Raw genomic sequence first — 16,553 nt, 5'->3', positions numbered from 1 at the left:
TTTCCCGATGCGTGTTCTACTCGTGCTGTTCAGCCTGATGCTGTCGATGTCGTTGTCGGCGGCGGAGAAATTGCCAGTGGTCACCAGTTTCAGCATCCTCGCCGATATGGTTCATCACGTCGGCGGCGAGCACATTCAGATCACCAATCTGGTCGGCCGGGACGCTGACGCGCACACCTACGAACCGACGCCGGACGACGCCAAAGCGTTGCTCAAGGCCAAATTGATCTTCAAGAACGGTTTGGGTTTTGAACCCTGGCTTGATCGTCTGGTAACCAGCACTGAAACCAAAGCCGTCATCATCAGTGCCAGCCATGGCGTGATTCCGCGTTCGCTGGATGAGGACGGCGAAACCGTTCCCGATCCACATGCCTGGCACAATCTGGCCAACGCCGAGTTGTACATCGCCAACATCACCAAGGCGCTGATCACCGCCGACCCGGCGAACAAGGCGGACTACGAGCGCAACAGCCAATCCTATTTGAAGCAGATCTACGCCCTGCTCGCCGAAGCCAAGGCCAAACTAGGTTCGCTGCCGCCGGGCAATCGCAAGATCGTCACCAGCCACGATGCCTTCGGTTACCTCGGTCAGGCGTACGGCATCGACTTCATGGCACCGCAAGGATTGTCCACCGAGCGTGAACCGTCAGCGGCGGAAGTGGCGGCGCTGATTACCCAGATCCGTCAGGCCAACGTCAAAGCGGTGTTCATGGAAAACATCAAGGACGCGCGCCTGCTCAAACAGATCGCCGACGAAAGCGGCGCACACATTGGCGGCACGCTCTACTCCGATGCCCTGGCTGCCAGCGGCCCGGCCAGCACCTTCACCGGGCTGTTCGAATACAACCTCAACACCCTTTACGACGCGCTGAGCCAACCATGATCCGCAAAAATCCTTCAGGCGATCTGCCGCAAATTGCCGAGTCGGCCTACGTCGATAAAACCGCGATCATCTGCGGCAAAGTGCTGATCGGCGAAAACGTTTTCGTCGGCCCCTACGCGGTTATCCGCGCCGACGAAGTCGACGCGACTGGCGAGATGGAGCCAATCACCATCGGCGCCAATTCGAACATTCAGGACGGCGTGGTCATCCATTCCAAGTCCGGCGCGGCGGTGACCATTGGCCAATACACGTCCATCGCCCACCGCTCGATCGTGCACGGCCCCTGCGTGGTCGGCGACCGAGTATTCATCGGCTTCAACAGCGTGTTGTTCAATTGCGTAGTCGGCAATGGTTGTGTGGTACGCCACAACTCGGTGGTCGACGGGCGCGACTTGCCGGATGCGTTCTACGTACCCTCCACTACGCGCATTGGCCCGAACACCGACCTCTCGTTATTCCCGCCGGTGAGTGTCAGTGCCTCGGAGTTTTCCGAAGACGTGGCGCGAACCAATGTCGATCTGGTGCGCGGCTACAAAGCCTTGCAGAACGAGTTCTGAACCATGAGCAGTGTGCTGATCCGCAACGCACGGCTGGTCAACGAGGGACGGGAGTTCGACAGCGATCTATTGGTCAGCAACGGTCGCATCGTCAAGATTGCCCGCAGTATCGAAGGCGAAAACGCGAGCGTGGAAATCGATGCCGGCGGCCAATGGCTGCTGCCGGGCATGATCGATGACCAGGTGCATTTCCGCGAACCCGGCGCGCCGGCCAAGGGCAGCATTCATACCGAATCGCGCGCGGCAGTCGCGGGGGGTATCACCAGTTTCATGGACATGCCCAATACCCATCCGGCGACTCTCACCCTCGAAGCACTGGCCGACAAGAAGCGCCGAGCGGCAATCAGTTCGGTGGCCAATTACGGCTTCCACTACGGAGTCAGCCAGAACAACCTCGACACTGTGGCCGCGCTCAATCCTTGTGAGGTGGCCGGGGTCAAAGTATTCATGGGCGCCTCGACCGGCAACATGCTGGTGGATGAACCGCAAATTCTTGAACGGCTGTTTGCTGAAGTACCAACGATCCTGCTGGCTCACTGCGAACACACGCCGAGCATCGACACCAATGCGGCCAGACTGCGTGAACGGTTCGGCGATCGTTTGCCGCCAGAGGCGCATTCGCTGATTCGCAATGCTGAAACCTGTTATCGCTCCTCCTCGCTGGCCGTGGACCTGGCCAAACGTCACGGCACTCGCCTGCACGTTTTGCACCTGAGCACCGCTCGCGAACTCGAACTGTTCGAGGACAAACCGCTGGCGCAAAAACGCATCACCGCAGAAGTCTGCCTGCACCATTTGTTGTTCGATGATCGCGACTATCCAAACCTCGGCAACCTGATCAAATGCAATCCGGCGATCAAGAGCCAAGCCGACCGCGATGCATTGCGACAGGCATTACTGAGCAATCGACTGGATGTGATCGGCAGTGATCACGCGCCGCATACCTGGGCCGAAAAGCAGCGACCCTACGCCGAGGCGCCGTCGGGTTTGCCATTGGTGCAGCATGCGCTGCCGGCGTTACTGGAACTGGTGGCGGATGGCGTGGTGCCGCTGACTACGCTGGTGGCGAAGACCAGTCACCGCGTGGCGGACCTGTTTGCCATTCCGGATCGTGGTTATCTGCGCGAGGGCTATTGGGCAGATCTGGTATTGGTTCAACCGCAGATGTCGGAGGTGTCTCGACAACCGATACTGTCGCAATGCGGATGGACACCGTTTGCGGGTCGAAGCTTTCGGCATCGGGTGAGCACAACGCTGGTGTCGGGGCAGATCGCCTGGCGCGAGGGTCGCGTGAATGATGGGTGTCGGGGATTGCCGCTGCGGTTCATGCGTTGATTTTACTGACGCCTTCGCGGGCAAGCCCGCTCCCACAGGATCACGCTGAACCTGTGGGAGCGGGCTTGCTCGCGAAGCTTTTAAGCTCTTGGTTTGACGGCGCCGCAATCCTGACCCAACCACACCGCGCGAGTTTCCAGGCTGCCCTTCTGATTGATACCGATCGCGTTGAACGTACCGTTGGCGACCGTGGTGAACTCCCGATCGCTGAGGAACGTCGCTACACCCGTACCCTGCGCTTTCGGGCAGCTGAAACGAAACTTCCATTGGTTGCCGCTGCGCTCGGTGATCTGCTGCTTGCAACCCGATTGCGGATCGGCCAGCGGAATATCGTTGGTCGCCACTTGCTCAGGTGTCAGGCAAGCGCGGATCCCCTTGCCGCCGATATTGATACCGTTCTTCTCCAACGCCGCCCGCTGCTGCGGGGTCATCTGGCCCTGAAGCTGGCCAAGGATCGATTGCACATCCATCGGCTGATCATCGACCTTCACATTGCTTGAGGTCATTTCCCACAGACCCGGCTGCAGCATTTGCGCCTGCGCAATCACCGGCAATGCCAAACCCAGGCCCAGCGCCAAACCCAGCAGACGAACGTTCATCGAGTAACTCCTGATCAGTAGTGGCCGTTAGACGTCGGCCGATTGCTTCGGTTCATGCACCAATTAAATAGCGACATTCGCCACAGAACATGGTCTGTTAAGGCATTGAATCTTGAGGAGCAAGGCTGCCCCATGGATTATTTCGGACCGCACATTTTCGGTTATTTGATCGCCCTGATACACACCCTTGGTTTGATCGCTGCGATTCACGCGGTGCTGACCGTGCGCACGGCTCAAGGCTCGATCGCTTGGGCATTGTCGCTGATCTTCATTCCTTACCTGACGCTTATTCCGTATCTGGTGTTCGGCCGCAGCACCTTCGATGGTTACATCAAGGCGCGCCGCCAGGCCAACGAACATATGCGTCAGGCCATCTCCGAACTGAACTGGCGTCCCTGGGTGGAAGAAGCCCTGACCGCTCGCGCCTCGAAAGCCTACGCATCGCTACGTGCGATGCCGAAACTGGGGCGCATGCCATGTCTGGCCAACAACGAAGTCCAATTGCTGGTAAACGGCACCGCGACGTTCGAGGCAATCTTCCACGCTATCGACCAAGCGAAGGAAGCCGTGCTCATCCAGTTTTTCATCATCCACGATGATCGACTCGGCCAACGTCTGCGCGACCTGCTGTTGAAGAAAGCCGCCGAAGGCGTGGCGATTCATTTGCTCTACGACCGCATTGGCAGTCACGCCCTGCCCCACAGTTATGTGCAGGCGTTACGCGATGGCGGCGTCGAGGTCAAAGCGTTCGCCACGCGCAGTGGCTGGCTCAACCGCTTTCAGGTCAACTTCCGTAATCACCGCAAGATTGTCGTGGTCGATGGCGTGGTCGGTTTTGTCGGCGGGCACAACGTCGGCGATGAATACATGGGCGAGAAGCCTCCACTGGCACCTTGGCGCGACACCCACGTAAAAGTGCGCGGCCCGGTAGTGGCGTGCATGCAGGAATCGTTTGCCGAAGACTGGTTCTGGGCCGCCCGTGCATTGCCACCGTTGATCCTGCCGGATGAATACCCGGATGACGGCGTGCTCTGCCAATTGCTTGCCAGTGGCCCGGCGGATGCCTACGAAACCTGTTCGCTGTTCTTCGTCGAAGCCATCCACGCGGCGACGGAACGGGTGTGGATCACCAGCCCGTACTTCATTCCCGATGAAGCCGTGTTCGCCGCTTTACGCCTGGCGGTGTTGCGCGGGGTCGATGTACGTTTGCTGCTGCCGTCGCGGCCCGATCACCGCATTGTTTACGCCGCCTCCAGCCTTTACGCCTTTGAGGCGGTTCGCGCCGGCGTGCGGGTGTTCCGCTACGAACCCGGTTTCCTGCACCAGAAAGTGGTGTTGATCGACAGCGAGATCAGCGCCATTGGCAGCGCCAACCTGGACAACCGTTCGTTCCGGTTGAATTTCGAGGTGATGCTGCTGACCGTCGATAGCGCCTTCGCCGCCAGTGTGGAACACATGCTCATCAAGGATTTCGAGCAATCCTACGAGATCGCCAAAGAAGAAAGCCGGGAGATCCACCGCCTGCAACAGGTCGGCATGCGGATCGCCCGGCTGATTTCACCGATTCTTTGAAACGCCTTTCTACCGAAAGGAAAGAGGTGATCAAGGGTCAAGGGTGATAGATGTCGTCGCGAGTCCATGGCAGTTCATGGCTGCCATCGGCGTGCGTCTTCACCGCAAGGATCTGGTGCAGATTGATCCAGCCACGTGCGAACGCATAGGCGCAACCGGCCAGGTACAGACGCCAGATCCGTAGCGCCTGATCGGGCACCAGTTTCCCCGCCGCTTCCAGGTTATCTTCCAGCCGCTCGCTCCAATGATCCAGCGTACGCGCGTAGTGCAGACGCAGACTTTCGACGTCGACGATCTCCAGCCCTGCTTCACTGATTTCGGCCGAGATCATCGCCAGATGCGGCAGCTCACCGTTGGGGAATACGTATTTCTCGATGAAGTCCCCGGCACCACGCCCCACCGGGCGGCCATCGGTGTGTTTGGCGGTGATGCCGTGATTCATCACCAGACCGCCCTCCTTCACCGCGCCAAACAGGGTTTTGCAGTACTCGGCGAGGTTGGCGTGACCGACGTGTTCGAACATGCCGACGCTGACCACCTTATCGAATCGACCGTCCTGCGGCAGATCGCGGTAGTCGAGCAACTGCAGTTCGACCTGATCTTCCAGGCCTTCAGCTTTGACCCGCTCGCGCGCCAGTTCCAGTTGTTCCTTGCTCAGGGTGATGCCGAACACCTTGGCGCCGAATTCCCGTGCGGCGTAACGCGCCAGTCCGCCCCAGCCGCAGCCGACATCCAGCAAATAGTCGCCGGGCTGTAAACGCAGCTTGCGACACAAATGGCGGAACTTGGCTTGCTGCGCCTGTTCGAGCGATTCACTGCCGGTCTCGAAATAGGCACAGGAATACGCCATGTCGCTGTCCAGCCAGAGCTGGTAGAACGCGTTGGACAAGTCGTAGTGATAGGAAATGGCTTTGGCGTCGGTTTCCTTGTCGTGGACCGAACGCACAGGTTGAGTGTCGTCATCTTCACCCAGCAAGGCATTACTCAGTTCGTCGCAAACCCGGATGACCTCACTGATCGAGCCCTCCAGTTCGAGCTTGCCTTCAACGAACGCCGCCCCTAATGCATCCAGGCTTGGATGGGTGAACTGGCTGACCATCTGCGGGTCCTTCACCACGATGGTGACACTGGGCGTCGGGCCCAGATTGAACTCATGGCCGTCCCAGAGCCGCAGGCGAAGCGGAAGCTGCAGATTCTGTAAGGCCGGTGGAAGTTGCGCGAGCATGGAAAATCCCCCTTGTTTCAGACGTCAGATCTGAGGGTAGACCATCCTTGAAAAATAGCAGGCTATCGATTTGATCAGCCGAAACTATCGTTGCAGACGCTCCAGCAAACCATCCTGCACCCACTGCTTCAACCAGGTAACCGCTTGCAGTGGCGCGTCCTTACCATAAGTGACTGTTGAATTTGTGCACAGTTCGGCAAAACTCCAGCCTTCATTGAGCAAGCCATTCAGCGCCGCCGCTTCAGCCGACTCAAGACTGCGGTAGTTGCAGATCAGCTCGTGGCGCCAGATCAGGCAGATGTTGGGCGTGTCGAGCGCCGCACTGGCCGGAAAATCAGTGCCGTCCTTGACCGAGCGCCACAGCGCAAGACTATTGAAGCGGCAATCAAGCCACTGCAAAGAACGTATGGGTTTGAATTGCAGTTCTGGCCACTCTTCCGGGGCCAGCGCCGCCATGCTTTCGATCGTCAATGGATCACCCGCCGGCGCATCAAAGGCCAGGGTGAATGCCCACTCCAGTGCGGCCATTTCGGCCAATGGCGCACTCTGCTCGGGCACCAGATACTTGCGGATAAAACCCTCAAAACCCTTGCCCAGCCAACGCAGGCTGTAGTGCGCCGACGGGGATTGGCGAATGTAGGCCGTGGCGAGCAGATCAAACTCCTCGTCGCCCAGCCACTGCCAGATCGCTTCGAAGTCGTTACGCAGCACCTCCAGCAAACGCGCATTGTAGGCGTTGTGATAGATCGCCAGGCCAGTAGCGATATCCAGCGTCGGGCCGCCGATCAGGCTCTCGTCCAGGTTCAGATTGGCCGTCGCTGTCTCATCGAGCAGAAATGCTTCGAACGCCAATTGCCATTCTTTCAGGCGCATTGCTGCCTCCCGACCAAGACCTTGGTGCCCAGCTCACGAGCCTTTTGCAATTCATCAAGGAGTTCTTCGAAGGGCGGGAAATGGTCGTCCCGTTCCAACAGCGTCGCCACCGGACCGAAATGCTCCAGCGTGCGCTGGTATAACGCCCAGACCGGATCGCTCACCGGATGGTCATGGGTGTCGATCACGTAATCGCCGTAATCGCTGTGCCCGGCCAGATGCAGTTGGCGGACTTTGTCGACAGGCAGGCTTTGAATGAAGGTCCACGGATCGAAGCCGTGGTTGCGCGAACTGACGTAGACGTTGTTCACATCCAGCAGCAACTCGCAGCCGCTGACACGGCTCAACAGGGCGAGAAACTCCCATTCGGTGAAATCGTCCGAAGCTGCACGGACGTAACTGGAGACATTCTCCAGGACCAAGGGGCGCTGCAAAATATCCTGCACCTGCACCACCCGCCCGGCGATGTATTCCAGGCTCTCTTCGGTGTAGGGCAACGGCAGCAGATCATGCAATTGATGGGCGTTACCGCGGCTCCAGCACAAGTGATCCGAGACCCAAGCAGGCCTGACCCGTTCGGCCAGTTGCTTGAGCTGTTGCAGATAGTCGACGTCAATGGCATGCGGACCGCCAATGGACAGCGACACACCATGCATCACCAACGGATAACGCTCGGCGATGGCATCGAGGTGATACAGGGCCTTGCCGCCCTGCACCATGAAATTCTCCGAGACCACTTCGAACCAGTCCACGTCGGGCGACTGTTCGAGGATCTGCTGGTAGTAAGCGCTGCGCAATCCCAGGCCGTAGCCGAGAAAAGGTACAGAGGCGGGCATGAGCAAACTCCTGATAAAAAGTGGCCGCAGTGGCGTGAGCCACTGCGGCGGCACTTGCCGGTCAGTTACTCGCCGACCTTGCCACCTGCTTTTTCGCAAGCCGCTTGAGTCATGGCTTTGAAGCCCTGGCCCTTGCAGGAGCCCATGCCTTTGCACGCGTGGTCTTTGGTTTTGCAGTCGTTCTGGCCTTTGCAGGCATTCACGCCGTAGCAGTGAACGTTGGCATCGGCGGCCATCGCGTTGGTTGCGACACCGGCAAACAGGGTAGCGGCGGCCAAAGCGAGGGCGGCACCGGCAGCAGCGGTCTTGATCGTCATTTTTATATCCTCGGTCATCGTCAGGGGTTGTCGGCTGGAAGGTTGTTCAGTCCCGACATGGCACTAGAGAGAGCAGCCCCGACGGCGTTACAGAGGAGCGAAAAATAATTTCAGGATTCTTCCTTGAGCTTGAGCAACGGCTCCTGAAAGCGCAGTAATCGCCCGGCATTACCCAGCACCAATAGCGTGCTGAGGTTGTGCAGCAACGCCGCAATCATCGCCCCGGCAGCCCCCAGCCAGCCGAACGCGGCGAACACCACAATGGCCAGCGTCCAGCCCAGGCCGATGATCACATTGACCTGCAATGTCCTGCGGCACTGACGACTGAGTCGCACGCAGGTGCCGAGCCGGCGCAGATCGCTGCCGATCAGCACGATGTCCGCCGACGCCAGAGCAATATCCGCACCGCCCGCCCCCATCGCCACACCCACCACACCCGCCTTGAGCGCGAGCGAGTCGTTGATGCCGTCGCCGACCACCATCGGCCGGAAGCCATTGTCGATTTCCTTGAGCACGCGATTGAGTTTGTCCTCGGGCAAGGCCTGGGCTTCGACTTCGTGCAACCCGACCTCTCTGGCCAGAGACTGCGCCACACTGTGTCGATCGCCCGTAAGCAGCAGTTGTCGTCCGAGGCCCAGTTCACGCAATTCACCGAGGGCAAATCTTGCTTCCGGTTTGACGCTGTCAGCCAGCAACAACCACGCGAGAAATTCCCCGTTGAGCGACAGCCCGGCGATGGGGCCGTCGTGATCGGGAACCGTGGTCGTGGTGATGCCGAGTTGCGCAAACAACTCAGGGCGGCCGAGAGCCGCTTCGCCCTGTCCGGTGAAGGCGACGACGCCGAGCCCCTGCCGCTCATGGATATCGCTGAGGGACAAATAGTCTTCCTGCCGCACCAATCCGGCCAGTGCGCGGCTGACCGGGTGACTGCTTGCCGCGCCGAGACTGGCCGCCAACGCCATCACCGTGGACGAATCCGCGCGAGGGCTGTTGATCGACTGCACGCGCAAAGTGCCAAAAGTCAGGGTTCCGGTCTTGTCGACCACCAGCGAAGTGAGGTCGGCCAATTCTTCGAGGAAGGCCGAACTGCGGATCAGAATCCCGTGGCGCGCCGCTACCGCGACACCGGCAATCGCCGTGGCCGGAGCGGAAAGCACCAGGGCGCACGGGCACGCCGCCACCAATACCGCGAGCATCGCTTGCGCATCGTGGGTGACAAACCAGGTCACGGCTGCCAGCAGCAACACCAGCACCATGTAACTGCCGGCATAGCGTTCGAGCAGGCGAGTGATGGGTGGTTTTGAGCGCTCGGCGTTTTGCATCAGCGCGATGACTTTGCCGAGGGTCGACTCATCGCCGGTGCGGGTCACTTCGATATGCAGCAGTCCGTCCAGATTGATCGCACCGCCAAACACCGACATGCCGATGCCTGCCTCCACCGGCACCGACTCGCCAGTAATCGAAGCAGTATCGAGACTGGCCTGGCCAGACAGAACGCGTCCGTCCGCCGGGACACGATCACCGGCACGCACCTCGACCGTGTCGCCGGGTTTGAGCATGCCGTTGTCGACTTCGATGATCGAGCCATCGGCCTGCAGTTTGCGCGCGTGACTGCGGGTCAATTGGCCGAGGGCGTGAATCGCCTCCTGTGAACCAATGACGCTGCGCTCTTCCAGCACGTGGCCGAAGATCATGATGATCGGCAGCAGCGCGGCGGTCAGCAGATCACCCGTTGCCCACGCCCCGAGCATCGCCAGGGCAATCAGTTGATCGGTAATGCCATGCAGGCTCGGATAACGCACGCTGTACCACGCCGAACGCATCACCGGCACGGCAACTAATAAAGAAGCAAAACCGAGCAGCAACTGGCTGACCCCGGTTTGTTCCGGCATCGCCCAGCGCCAGATCAAACCGAGGCCGAGCAGCCCGAGTGCGAGCATCGCCAACGTCAGTTGTCTGGCTGCGCGCCGTTGTTCGGCTGAGGACAACAGACTCGGTGCAGCGGTAGTCGCGTTCATTGACTGGCTCCCTGAATGATCAGGCGGGAATCGTCTTGCGGATCGACCGTGGTCACCGATCCAGCCTGGCCGAGGATTTTCGGCATGCGCTCGCGGTACAGACGCAGGAGCATTTGCGGGTCGGTGCCTTGTTGTCGGGCCTTGGCCAGGCTCAGCACCGTGGCGGTGTCAGCTGACGCTTTGGCCAAGCGTTCACCGGCCTGAGCATGGGCGACTTGCAACGTGCGGTCGGCCTGCTCGTTGGCGGACTGGGTGAGTTTCTCGGCGTCGGTGCGGGCATTGGCCACAGCTTTGTCGGCCTGCTGACTGGCGGTGAGGACGGCGTTGAATGCACTGACGGCAGGATCGGGCAGACTCGATTGCACATCGACCCGCGTCACCTCGATGCCGATGCCCTGCCCGTTCGCCTTCAGTTCAGCCAAGCGTTTATTGATGCCTTGCACCAGATCACCGCGCAAGCGTTCACGGCGTTCGGCGGCTTGATTGTCGGCGCCAATGAGTTCTGGTCGAGCGACCAGAATGGTGTCCAGATCCCGCGCGGCGGTCAGGACCAAAGCGCTGCGGGTGACCAGACGATCGAGTGCCGGCAGCACATGGTCGCCCTGCAGCACGAAGTCATACGGATCGGTGACTTTGTAAAACACCCGCACATCCAGTTGCACCACCCCGGCATCACCGGTCAATAAATAACCAGAGCCGGCCAACGCATCGCTGATCGGTGTCGCGAACGAGGCGACTCGGTCGGCCTTCAACGCCTCATCGCTGCGCAACAGATTCTCCACTCGCCGCTCAATCACCCGGTCCGCCGCTGGCAGCAGAACCACCTGTTCGAATGGCTGCGGCCACGCCAACAGCAAACCGGCATTCTGGATGCGATCCAGCGCGCCAAAGTGCAAAACCACGGCACGATTCTGCGGATCGATCTGCCGCACATTGGAAAACGCCCACGCCAATGCGGCCAATACGGTAACCGCGTACAAGGCAAAAAATGCCAAGCGACCGGCTTGAATCCACGGACTGTTCAGCGCATGTGTTCCACGTGGAACTTCTTCACTCATGGCTGCGTTCCGCTTTTGCTATCGAGATTCGGCGGGCCATCGACCAGCACACGGAACGGCGCGGCATCGGTGCGCAATATCAGTTTGGTGTCTGGAGTAACGATGGTGCCGAGGGTATCCAGCGAACGCAGCAAGTTGTACAGCTGCGGCGAACCGGCATAGGCGCGCCCGTAGATCTGCGCCGCTTCGACACGGGATTGCGCTTCGATATCGGCGGCTTTCACTGTCGCGTCAGCCTGCACGATTCGCGCATCACGCTCGGCGGCAGAACGGATTTGTGCCGCTTCGCGCTTGCCGATAGCGGTGCGTTCGGTGGCGATTGTTTCACGCTCGGCACGCATCCGATCAACTGTCGCGGTGAGTGTCACCGAGGGCAACGTCAGTCGTTCGATACCAACCTGCACCACGCGTACGCCATATGTGGCGAGTAATTGTTGATCGATCTGCTGGCGCAACTGCGCCTCGAAGTCGGCGAGGCGTACCTGACTGGCATCGGTGTTCACCAGATTCGCCAGATCAAAACTGCTCGCGGTGGTTTCCAGGGCCGAGCCGACAAACGTGCGAATCTGCCGCGCCGCCTCGTCCGGTTGATTCTGTACGGCGCGCATGAAGCGTTGCACATTGTCCGGATCGCCCTGAACCTGCCACGCTACGTAGGCCTGAACGATGATGCGCAAACCGTCGCGGGTGCCGACATCCTGCAAACCGCTGGAGGTGGTGCGCAGACGCAGGTCCACCGGAATCGCCGCTTCGAACGGTGCCGGCCAGCGCCAGCTCAAGCCCGGATCAAGCAAAACCCGCGATGGGTTACCGAAACGCGTGATGACCGTGGCTTCGCCGGAGCGCACTTGCACCAGGCTCGCCGCCGCGATGGCGAAAGCCACCAGCAACGCCGCCCAACCCATGCGTCGCCACGGCAATGGCCCCGCCTCTTCCGGCGCACCGTGGTGGTGATGACCGTGATGATGGTGATGCCCGCCATGGCCGTGATCATGGCCGCTGTGGTCTTGATGATCGTGTGTGTGCGACTGGCTCAATGGGCGACTCCTGGTTGAGCGGTGGTACGCGCGGGCGTCGGGTCAGCCGGCAGCGTGAATGAGCGCAGGTCGATGGTCGGGGCGTTGCTGCTGCCGCCCAGTCGATGGTCGAGTACCAGCAATTTGGCTTTGCTCAGGCCTTGGCTGAGTTGACTGAGGTATTGCTCCAGCACAAACGCCTGGCCGGCACTGGCGTAGGCTTTTTGCTCAGCGCTGAATTTCAAGTCAGCGGCCTGCGCGGCGGCGCTGATTTCGCGGGCGTTGGCGCTGGCCTGATCGCGGGCAAGGCTGGCCTGCAACTGCGCCTGATTACTCGCTTCGGCCGCTGCACCGCGTTCGCGGGCGATCAATGCCTGCGCACCGATCTGCGCTGCTTGCACGCTGTGGTAAGCGTTGGCTGCACCGGCCGGCGGATGAATCGCCTCGACGACCGTGGCGAGAATTTCCACGCCGCTGTCGAGTTTTTGCAGATCGCTTTGCACAGCGCGGCCGATGTCTTCTGCCAGCCCTGACCGGTCCGCTCCAAGCAATCCGTCGAGGGTGCGCGAGGCGAAATCGTGGACCAGAATCCGGCTGGCGGTGCTGCGGATCAGCGTCGGCACATCGGCGCTGTTGTAGGTTGCCGCCAGCGCCGCTTGATCGCTCAGACCGATGCGATAGACAAAGCGAACGTCCATGTTGACGATCTGAAAGCTCTGCTGCTCGCCACGGCTGCTGGCGATGACCTGGGATTTGTCGTTTACATGGCTGGCGTCCCACAAACGGTTGGCTGTGTACGGAGCAGGTCCTTCGGCCGGTTCGGATTGAACAACTGCCGGCGTTTCGCCAACACTGGTCGCCAACTCATGCACCACACCGTTTTCGACGCTCAATACCCGTCCCAACGGCCACGGTAGACCTGCGTGCAAGCCGGGGCCGAACACCTGCACCGGTTTGCCGAAGCGCTCGTAGATACCACGTCCTTGCAGGGGAATTTCGTGGAGGCCGGTCAATGCCCAGCCCACCACCGCGACCAATGCCAACACCGGTAGAAACGCCTTGCGCATGTAGCTGAACGCCCAGATCTGGCGCAGATCGATGCCAAACCGGTTATGCAATTCGTGCTGCAACGCGAGCAAGGGTTGCGGCGGCCAGCGCAGCAGATCGGCGACAAAACTGCGCGCCAGCAAGGTCGGTTCAAGCTGATCACGTCGAGGGCTGAACAGTGACAGAACGGCACGCAATAACCACTCAATCGCGACCAATCCCGGCAAGATTCCCACCAGCACCGCCAAGCGAACGGGCCACAACGCCTGGTCACTGGCGAACAGTAAACACAACGCTCCCAGCACCAGACCGATAATTGCCACGCGGATCAGTTGGGCCAATGAACCGGCTTCGGGCCATTGCGTGGGGTTTTCCTGAGCCAGTTGCCGCTCCAGCACCAGCAGCCCGAACGCCAACAGCAAGGCGAGTGCCGCGCCAACCGTGGCGGACAAACCTACTGCGGCGGCCGGTAAGGCGAGGTTCCACACCTGCTCGATACTGAGCACCACCAACAGTGCCCAACCACCCAGCCACAACGTCGCCGCGCCGATCAGGCCGAGCAAGTAGAAACTGCGTCGACTCAGACGATCGAGCAACCGCTCGTACCAGCCATCCGGTGCGGGCGACTCCTCAGCCGCAAGCGGTAGCGACGCCAGCGGACTCATCACCCGGGCACGCCACTGCGTCACCCACCACGCCGATTGCAGTCCGGCGACCAACACCAGCAACGCCGCCCCCTGATTGACCAGCAGCGGCAGCCATAACGATTGCGGCGCGAACAATCCGACAAAAAACGCCAGCCCCCACCCTGCCCCGGCCAGACTGCCAAGGCCAATCGCCAGACGGCGTAATCGCCGGCCCTGTGTCGCGGCCTGCTGAAAGCGCGGCAGTCCGGTCACTTGCGTGCCCTCAACCTCCAGATCGACTTGCATATCACCCCAAAGCCATCGGCTCACTGCTCTTATCGTTACAATATAACGAAAGTCGTGAAATATTCGTACACAATTGCGCTTATCTAAAGACGCGCAACCTGTCGCTTGCCTGAAGCCTTGACCGAAATGTCCATACGCGCACATATTACGTTCGTAATTTTTATCACCGACTACTTTTAGCGATCCGCATCCCTCAACCAGGAGTAAGCGCATGAGCAACTATGACGTAGTGATTCTGGGCGGCGGCCCCGGTGGCTATAACGCCGCCATCCGCGCCGGCCAGTTGGGCCTCAAGGCTGCTTGCGTGGAGGGTCGCGCGACCCTTGGCGGCACCTGCCTGAACGTCGGTTGCATGCCGTCCAAAGCCTTGTTGCATGCCTCGGAGTTGTACGACGCGGCCATGGGCGCGGAATTCGCCAACCTCGGCATAGAAGTCAAACCGACGCTGAACCTCGCGCAAATGATGAAGCAGAAAGACGAGAGCGTGGCCGGCCTGACCAAAGGCATCGAGTTTCTGTTTCGCAAGAACAAGGTCGACTGGATCAAGGGTTGGGGACATATCGACGGGCCGGGCAAAGTCACGGTCACTGGCGATCAGGGCAGCAAGATCGAGCTGACCGCCAAGGACATCATCATCGCCACCGGCTCCGAGCCCACGCCCCTGCCGGGTGTCGAGATCGACAACAAGCGCATCCTCGACTCTACCGGTGCGCTGTCCCTGAGCGAAGTGCCCAAACATCTGGTGGTGATCGGTGCCGGCGTGATCGGCCTCGAACTCGGTTCGGTGTGGCGCAGGCTCGGTGCGCAAGTCACGGTGGTCGAGTACCTCGATCGCATCTGTCCGGGTGTCGATGGCGAGGCCGGCAAAACCTTGCAGCGCGCGCTGAGCAAACAAGGCATCGCCTTCAAACTGAGTTCGAAAGTCACCAGCGCCACCACCTCGGCCAACGGTGTGCAGCTCAGCGTCGAACCGGCGGCGGGCGGCAGCGCCGAACTGCTGGAAGCTGATTATGTGCTGGTGGCCATCGGTCGCCGCCCGTATACCCAAGGCCTGGGCCTGGAAAACGTCGGTCTGAGTACCGACAAGCGCGGCATGCTCGCCAACAAACAGCACCGCACCGAAGCCCCCGGCGTCTGGGTGATTGGTGACGTGACCTCCGGGCCGATGCTCGCCCATAAGGCTGAAGATGAAGCGATGGCCTGCGTCGAGCAGATTCACGGCAAGGCCGGAGAGGTCAATTACGACCTGATCCCCAACGTGATCTACACCAAACCGGAGCTGGCCAGCGTCGGCAAGACCGAAGAGCAGCTCAAGGCTGAAGGTCGCACCTACAAGGTCGGCAAGTTTCCGTTCACCGCCAACAGCCGGGCGAAGATCAATCACGAGACCGAAGGTTTTGCCAAAGTCATCGCCGACGAGCGCACAGACGAAGTGCTCGGCGTGCACCTGGTCGGCCCAAGCGTGAGTGAAATGATCGGCGAGTTCTGTGTGGCGATGGAGTTCAGCGCTTCGGCTGAGGACATTGCTTTGACCTGCCATCCGCACCCGACACGGTCCGAGGCGCTGCGCCAGGCAGCAATGAATGTCGAGGGGATGGCGACGCAGATGTAAAGATCAAAAGATCGCAGCCGTCGGCAACTCCTACAGGGGTACGCATTGCCTGCCGAAGGCTGCGATCTTTGCTTTCAGGCAGGAAGATGCCCCAGCGGCAAGGCTCCCGGGGTCTTCACCGTATGAATCGCAAAGTTGCTGCGGATGTCACTCACCCCCGGCAGCTTCAACAGGCAACCACTGAGAAAACGGTCGTACGCGCGCAGATCCGGCACGACAACCTGCAGCAGAAAGTCCGACTCTCCGGACACCAGAAACGCCGAAATCACCTCCGGCAACGCGGTGACCGCCCGGTAAAAGGCTTCCGCCTGTTCATCGTTATGCCGCTCGACTTTCACCCCGACAAACACCGTCAACCCCAACCCCACTTCATCGCGATCCAGATTGGCCTGATAGCCGCGAATCACCCCGGCCTCTTCCAGCATCCGCACCCGGCGCAGGCAGGGCGAGGCAGACAGGCCGATTTCGTCCGCCAGCTCGACGTTGCTCAGGCGTCCGTCCCGTTGCAGCGCGGCGAGAATCTTGCGATCAAAAGCGTCGAGTTTCATCTTTGGCAGATCCTGATGGTGTGAGCCTGAAAAGAACGCAGGTTATGCCAAATCTGCAACCTTTTGAAGCTGACTACGCAAGCACCTGCCCCGCCCTTCAGCCCTAGACTGACGTCACCGAATCG

General features: G+C 60.3%; 15 protein-coding genes. 5 read left to right on the top strand and 10 right to left on the bottom strand.

Features of this window, described 5'->3' with window-relative positions; translation table 11 throughout:
* Positions 1-7 precede the first annotated feature (7 nt).
* Genes ACIONG_RS10560 through ACIONG_RS10550 form a run of 3 tightly spaced genes read left to right on the top strand, consistent with a single transcriptional unit; the run spans position 8 to position 2,775 of the window.
* Positions 8-883, top strand: a complete 876-nt coding sequence (locus ACIONG_RS10560; protein ID WP_401298985.1) for a metal ABC transporter substrate-binding protein — start codon at positions 8-10, stop codon at positions 881-883.
* Positions 880-1,440, top strand: a complete 561-nt coding sequence (locus tag ACIONG_RS10555) for a carbonate dehydratase (protein ID WP_103302781.1) — start codon at positions 880-882, stop codon at positions 1,438-1,440. Before ACIONG_RS10560 ends, ACIONG_RS10555 begins: the two co-directional genes overlap by 4 nt.
* Positions 1,441-1,443: 3 nt before the next feature.
* Positions 1,444-2,775, top strand: a complete 1,332-nt coding sequence (locus tag ACIONG_RS10550) for a dihydroorotase (RefSeq protein ID WP_401298981.1) — start codon at positions 1,444-1,446, stop codon at positions 2,773-2,775.
* A gap of 80 nt (positions 2,776-2,855) precedes the next feature.
* Here ACIONG_RS10550 and ACIONG_RS10545 read toward each other — a convergent pair whose 3' ends face one another.
* Entirely contained in the window at positions 2,856-3,374 is a 519-nt protein-coding gene (locus tag ACIONG_RS10545; protein WP_315444953.1) for a DUF3617 domain-containing protein, read from the bottom strand.
* Positions 3,375-3,506: 132 nt separating this feature from the next.
* Between ACIONG_RS10545 and cls the strand changes: the two genes are divergently transcribed.
* Positions 3,507-4,946, top strand: a complete 1,440-nt coding sequence (gene cls, locus ACIONG_RS10540; RefSeq protein ID WP_103302786.1) for a cardiolipin synthase — start codon at positions 3,507-3,509, stop codon at positions 4,944-4,946.
* A 37-nt stretch (positions 4,947-4,983) separates the two neighbouring features.
* Here the strand turns inward: cls and cfaB are convergent, their stop codons facing one another.
* From cfaB to ACIONG_RS10500, 8 genes are all read right to left on the bottom strand, one after another.
* Positions 4,984-6,171, bottom strand: coding sequence for a C17 cyclopropane fatty acid synthase CfaB (gene cfaB, locus ACIONG_RS10535; protein ID WP_401298976.1), 1,188 nt, complete (start codon positions 6,169-6,171; stop codon positions 4,984-4,986).
* Between the two features lie 84 nt (positions 6,172-6,255).
* Positions 6,256-7,044, bottom strand: a complete 789-nt coding sequence (locus ACIONG_RS10530; protein ID WP_401298973.1) for a putative DNA-binding domain-containing protein — start codon at positions 7,042-7,044, stop codon at positions 6,256-6,258.
* Positions 7,035-7,880, bottom strand: coding sequence for a DUF692 domain-containing protein (locus ACIONG_RS10525; protein WP_401298970.1), 846 nt, complete (start codon positions 7,878-7,880; stop codon positions 7,035-7,037). The genes ACIONG_RS10530 and ACIONG_RS10525 overlap by 10 nt, the downstream gene beginning before the upstream one ends.
* A gap of 65 nt (positions 7,881-7,945) precedes the next feature.
* On the bottom strand, positions 7,946-8,197 hold the full coding sequence (locus ACIONG_RS10520) for a hypothetical protein (RefSeq protein WP_103302797.1): 252 nt from the start codon (positions 8,195-8,197) through the stop codon (positions 7,946-7,948).
* Positions 8,198-8,307: 110 nt separating this feature from the next.
* Positions 8,308-10,215, bottom strand: a complete 1,908-nt coding sequence (locus ACIONG_RS10515; RefSeq protein WP_401298966.1) for a cation-translocating P-type ATPase — start codon at positions 10,213-10,215, stop codon at positions 8,308-8,310.
* Complete coding sequence (gene hflK / locus ACIONG_RS10510) at positions 10,212-11,273, bottom strand: protease modulator HflK (RefSeq protein ID WP_401298963.1); 1,062 nt, start codon at positions 11,271-11,273, stop codon at positions 10,212-10,214. Before hflK ends, ACIONG_RS10515 begins: the two co-directional genes overlap by 4 nt.
* A complete protein-coding gene (hflC, locus tag ACIONG_RS10505) occupies positions 11,270-12,310 on the bottom strand; it encodes a protease modulator HflC (RefSeq protein WP_401298960.1) in 1,041 nt (346 codons plus the stop codon). The genes hflK and hflC overlap by 4 nt, the downstream gene beginning before the upstream one ends.
* Positions 12,307-14,268 (bottom strand): SPFH domain-containing protein, encoded by a 1,962-nt coding sequence (locus ACIONG_RS10500; protein ID WP_401299072.1) that lies wholly within the window; start codon positions 14,266-14,268, stop codon positions 12,307-12,309. Before ACIONG_RS10500 ends, hflC begins: the two co-directional genes overlap by 4 nt.
* Positions 14,269-14,479: 211 nt before the next feature.
* On the opposite strand from ACIONG_RS10500, the gene lpdA reads away from it, so the two are divergent.
* Positions 14,480-15,880, top strand: a complete 1,401-nt coding sequence (gene lpdA, locus ACIONG_RS10495) for a dihydrolipoyl dehydrogenase (protein WP_401298957.1) — start codon at positions 14,480-14,482, stop codon at positions 15,878-15,880.
* 74 nt (positions 15,881-15,954) lie between these two features.
* On the opposite strand, the gene ACIONG_RS10490 is transcribed toward lpdA, so the two are convergent.
* Positions 15,955-16,428, bottom strand: a complete 474-nt coding sequence (locus ACIONG_RS10490) for an Lrp/AsnC family transcriptional regulator (protein ID WP_103302808.1) — start codon at positions 16,426-16,428, stop codon at positions 15,955-15,957.
* Positions 16,429-16,553 lie beyond the last annotated feature (125 nt).

This window comes from Pseudomonas sp. NPDC087817 (assembly GCF_044742875.1).
Classification (GTDB): domain Bacteria; phylum Pseudomonadota; class Gammaproteobacteria; order Pseudomonadales; family Pseudomonadaceae; genus Aquipseudomonas.
Note: the sequence above shows the minus strand (reverse complement) of the source record. Positions and strands in the feature narration are given on the sequence as shown.

Coding starts and splice junctions, on each gene's coding strand:
- ACIONG_RS10560 (WP_401298985.1), top strand. CDS start 8: ATGCGTGTTCTACTCGTGCTGTTCAGCCTGATGCTGTCGATGTCGTTG.
- ACIONG_RS10555 (WP_103302781.1), top strand. CDS start 880: ATGATCCGCAAAAATCCTTCAGGCGATCTGCCGCAAATTGCCGAGTCG.
- ACIONG_RS10550 (WP_401298981.1), top strand. CDS start 1,444: ATGAGCAGTGTGCTGATCCGCAACGCACGGCTGGTCAACGAGGGACGG.
- ACIONG_RS10545 (WP_315444953.1), bottom strand. CDS start 3,374: ATGAACGTTCGTCTGCTGGGTTTGGCGCTGGGCCTGGGTTTGGCATTG.
- cls (WP_103302786.1), top strand. CDS start 3,507: ATGGATTATTTCGGACCGCACATTTTCGGTTATTTGATCGCCCTGATA.
- cfaB (WP_401298976.1), bottom strand. CDS start 6,171: ATGCTCGCGCAACTTCCACCGGCCTTACAGAATCTGCAGCTTCCGCTT.
- ACIONG_RS10530 (WP_401298973.1), bottom strand. CDS start 7,044: ATGCGCCTGAAAGAATGGCAATTGGCGTTCGAAGCATTTCTGCTCGAT.
- ACIONG_RS10525 (WP_401298970.1), bottom strand. CDS start 7,880: ATGCCCGCCTCTGTACCTTTTCTCGGCTACGGCCTGGGATTGCGCAGC.
- ACIONG_RS10520 (WP_103302797.1), bottom strand. CDS start 8,197: ATGACGATCAAGACCGCTGCTGCCGGTGCCGCCCTCGCTTTGGCCGCC.
- ACIONG_RS10515 (WP_401298966.1), bottom strand. CDS start 10,215: ATGAACGCGACTACCGCTGCACCGAGTCTGTTGTCCTCAGCCGAACAA.
- hflK (WP_401298963.1), bottom strand. CDS start 11,273: ATGAGTGAAGAAGTTCCACGTGGAACACATGCGCTGAACAGTCCGTGG.
- ACIONG_RS10500 (WP_401299072.1), bottom strand. CDS start 14,268: ATGCAAGTCGATCTGGAGGTTGAGGGCACGCAAGTGACCGGACTGCCG.
- lpdA (WP_401298957.1), top strand. CDS start 14,480: ATGAGCAACTATGACGTAGTGATTCTGGGCGGCGGCCCCGGTGGCTAT.
- ACIONG_RS10490 (WP_103302808.1), bottom strand. CDS start 16,428: ATGAAACTCGACGCTTTTGATCGCAAGATTCTCGCCGCGCTGCAACGG.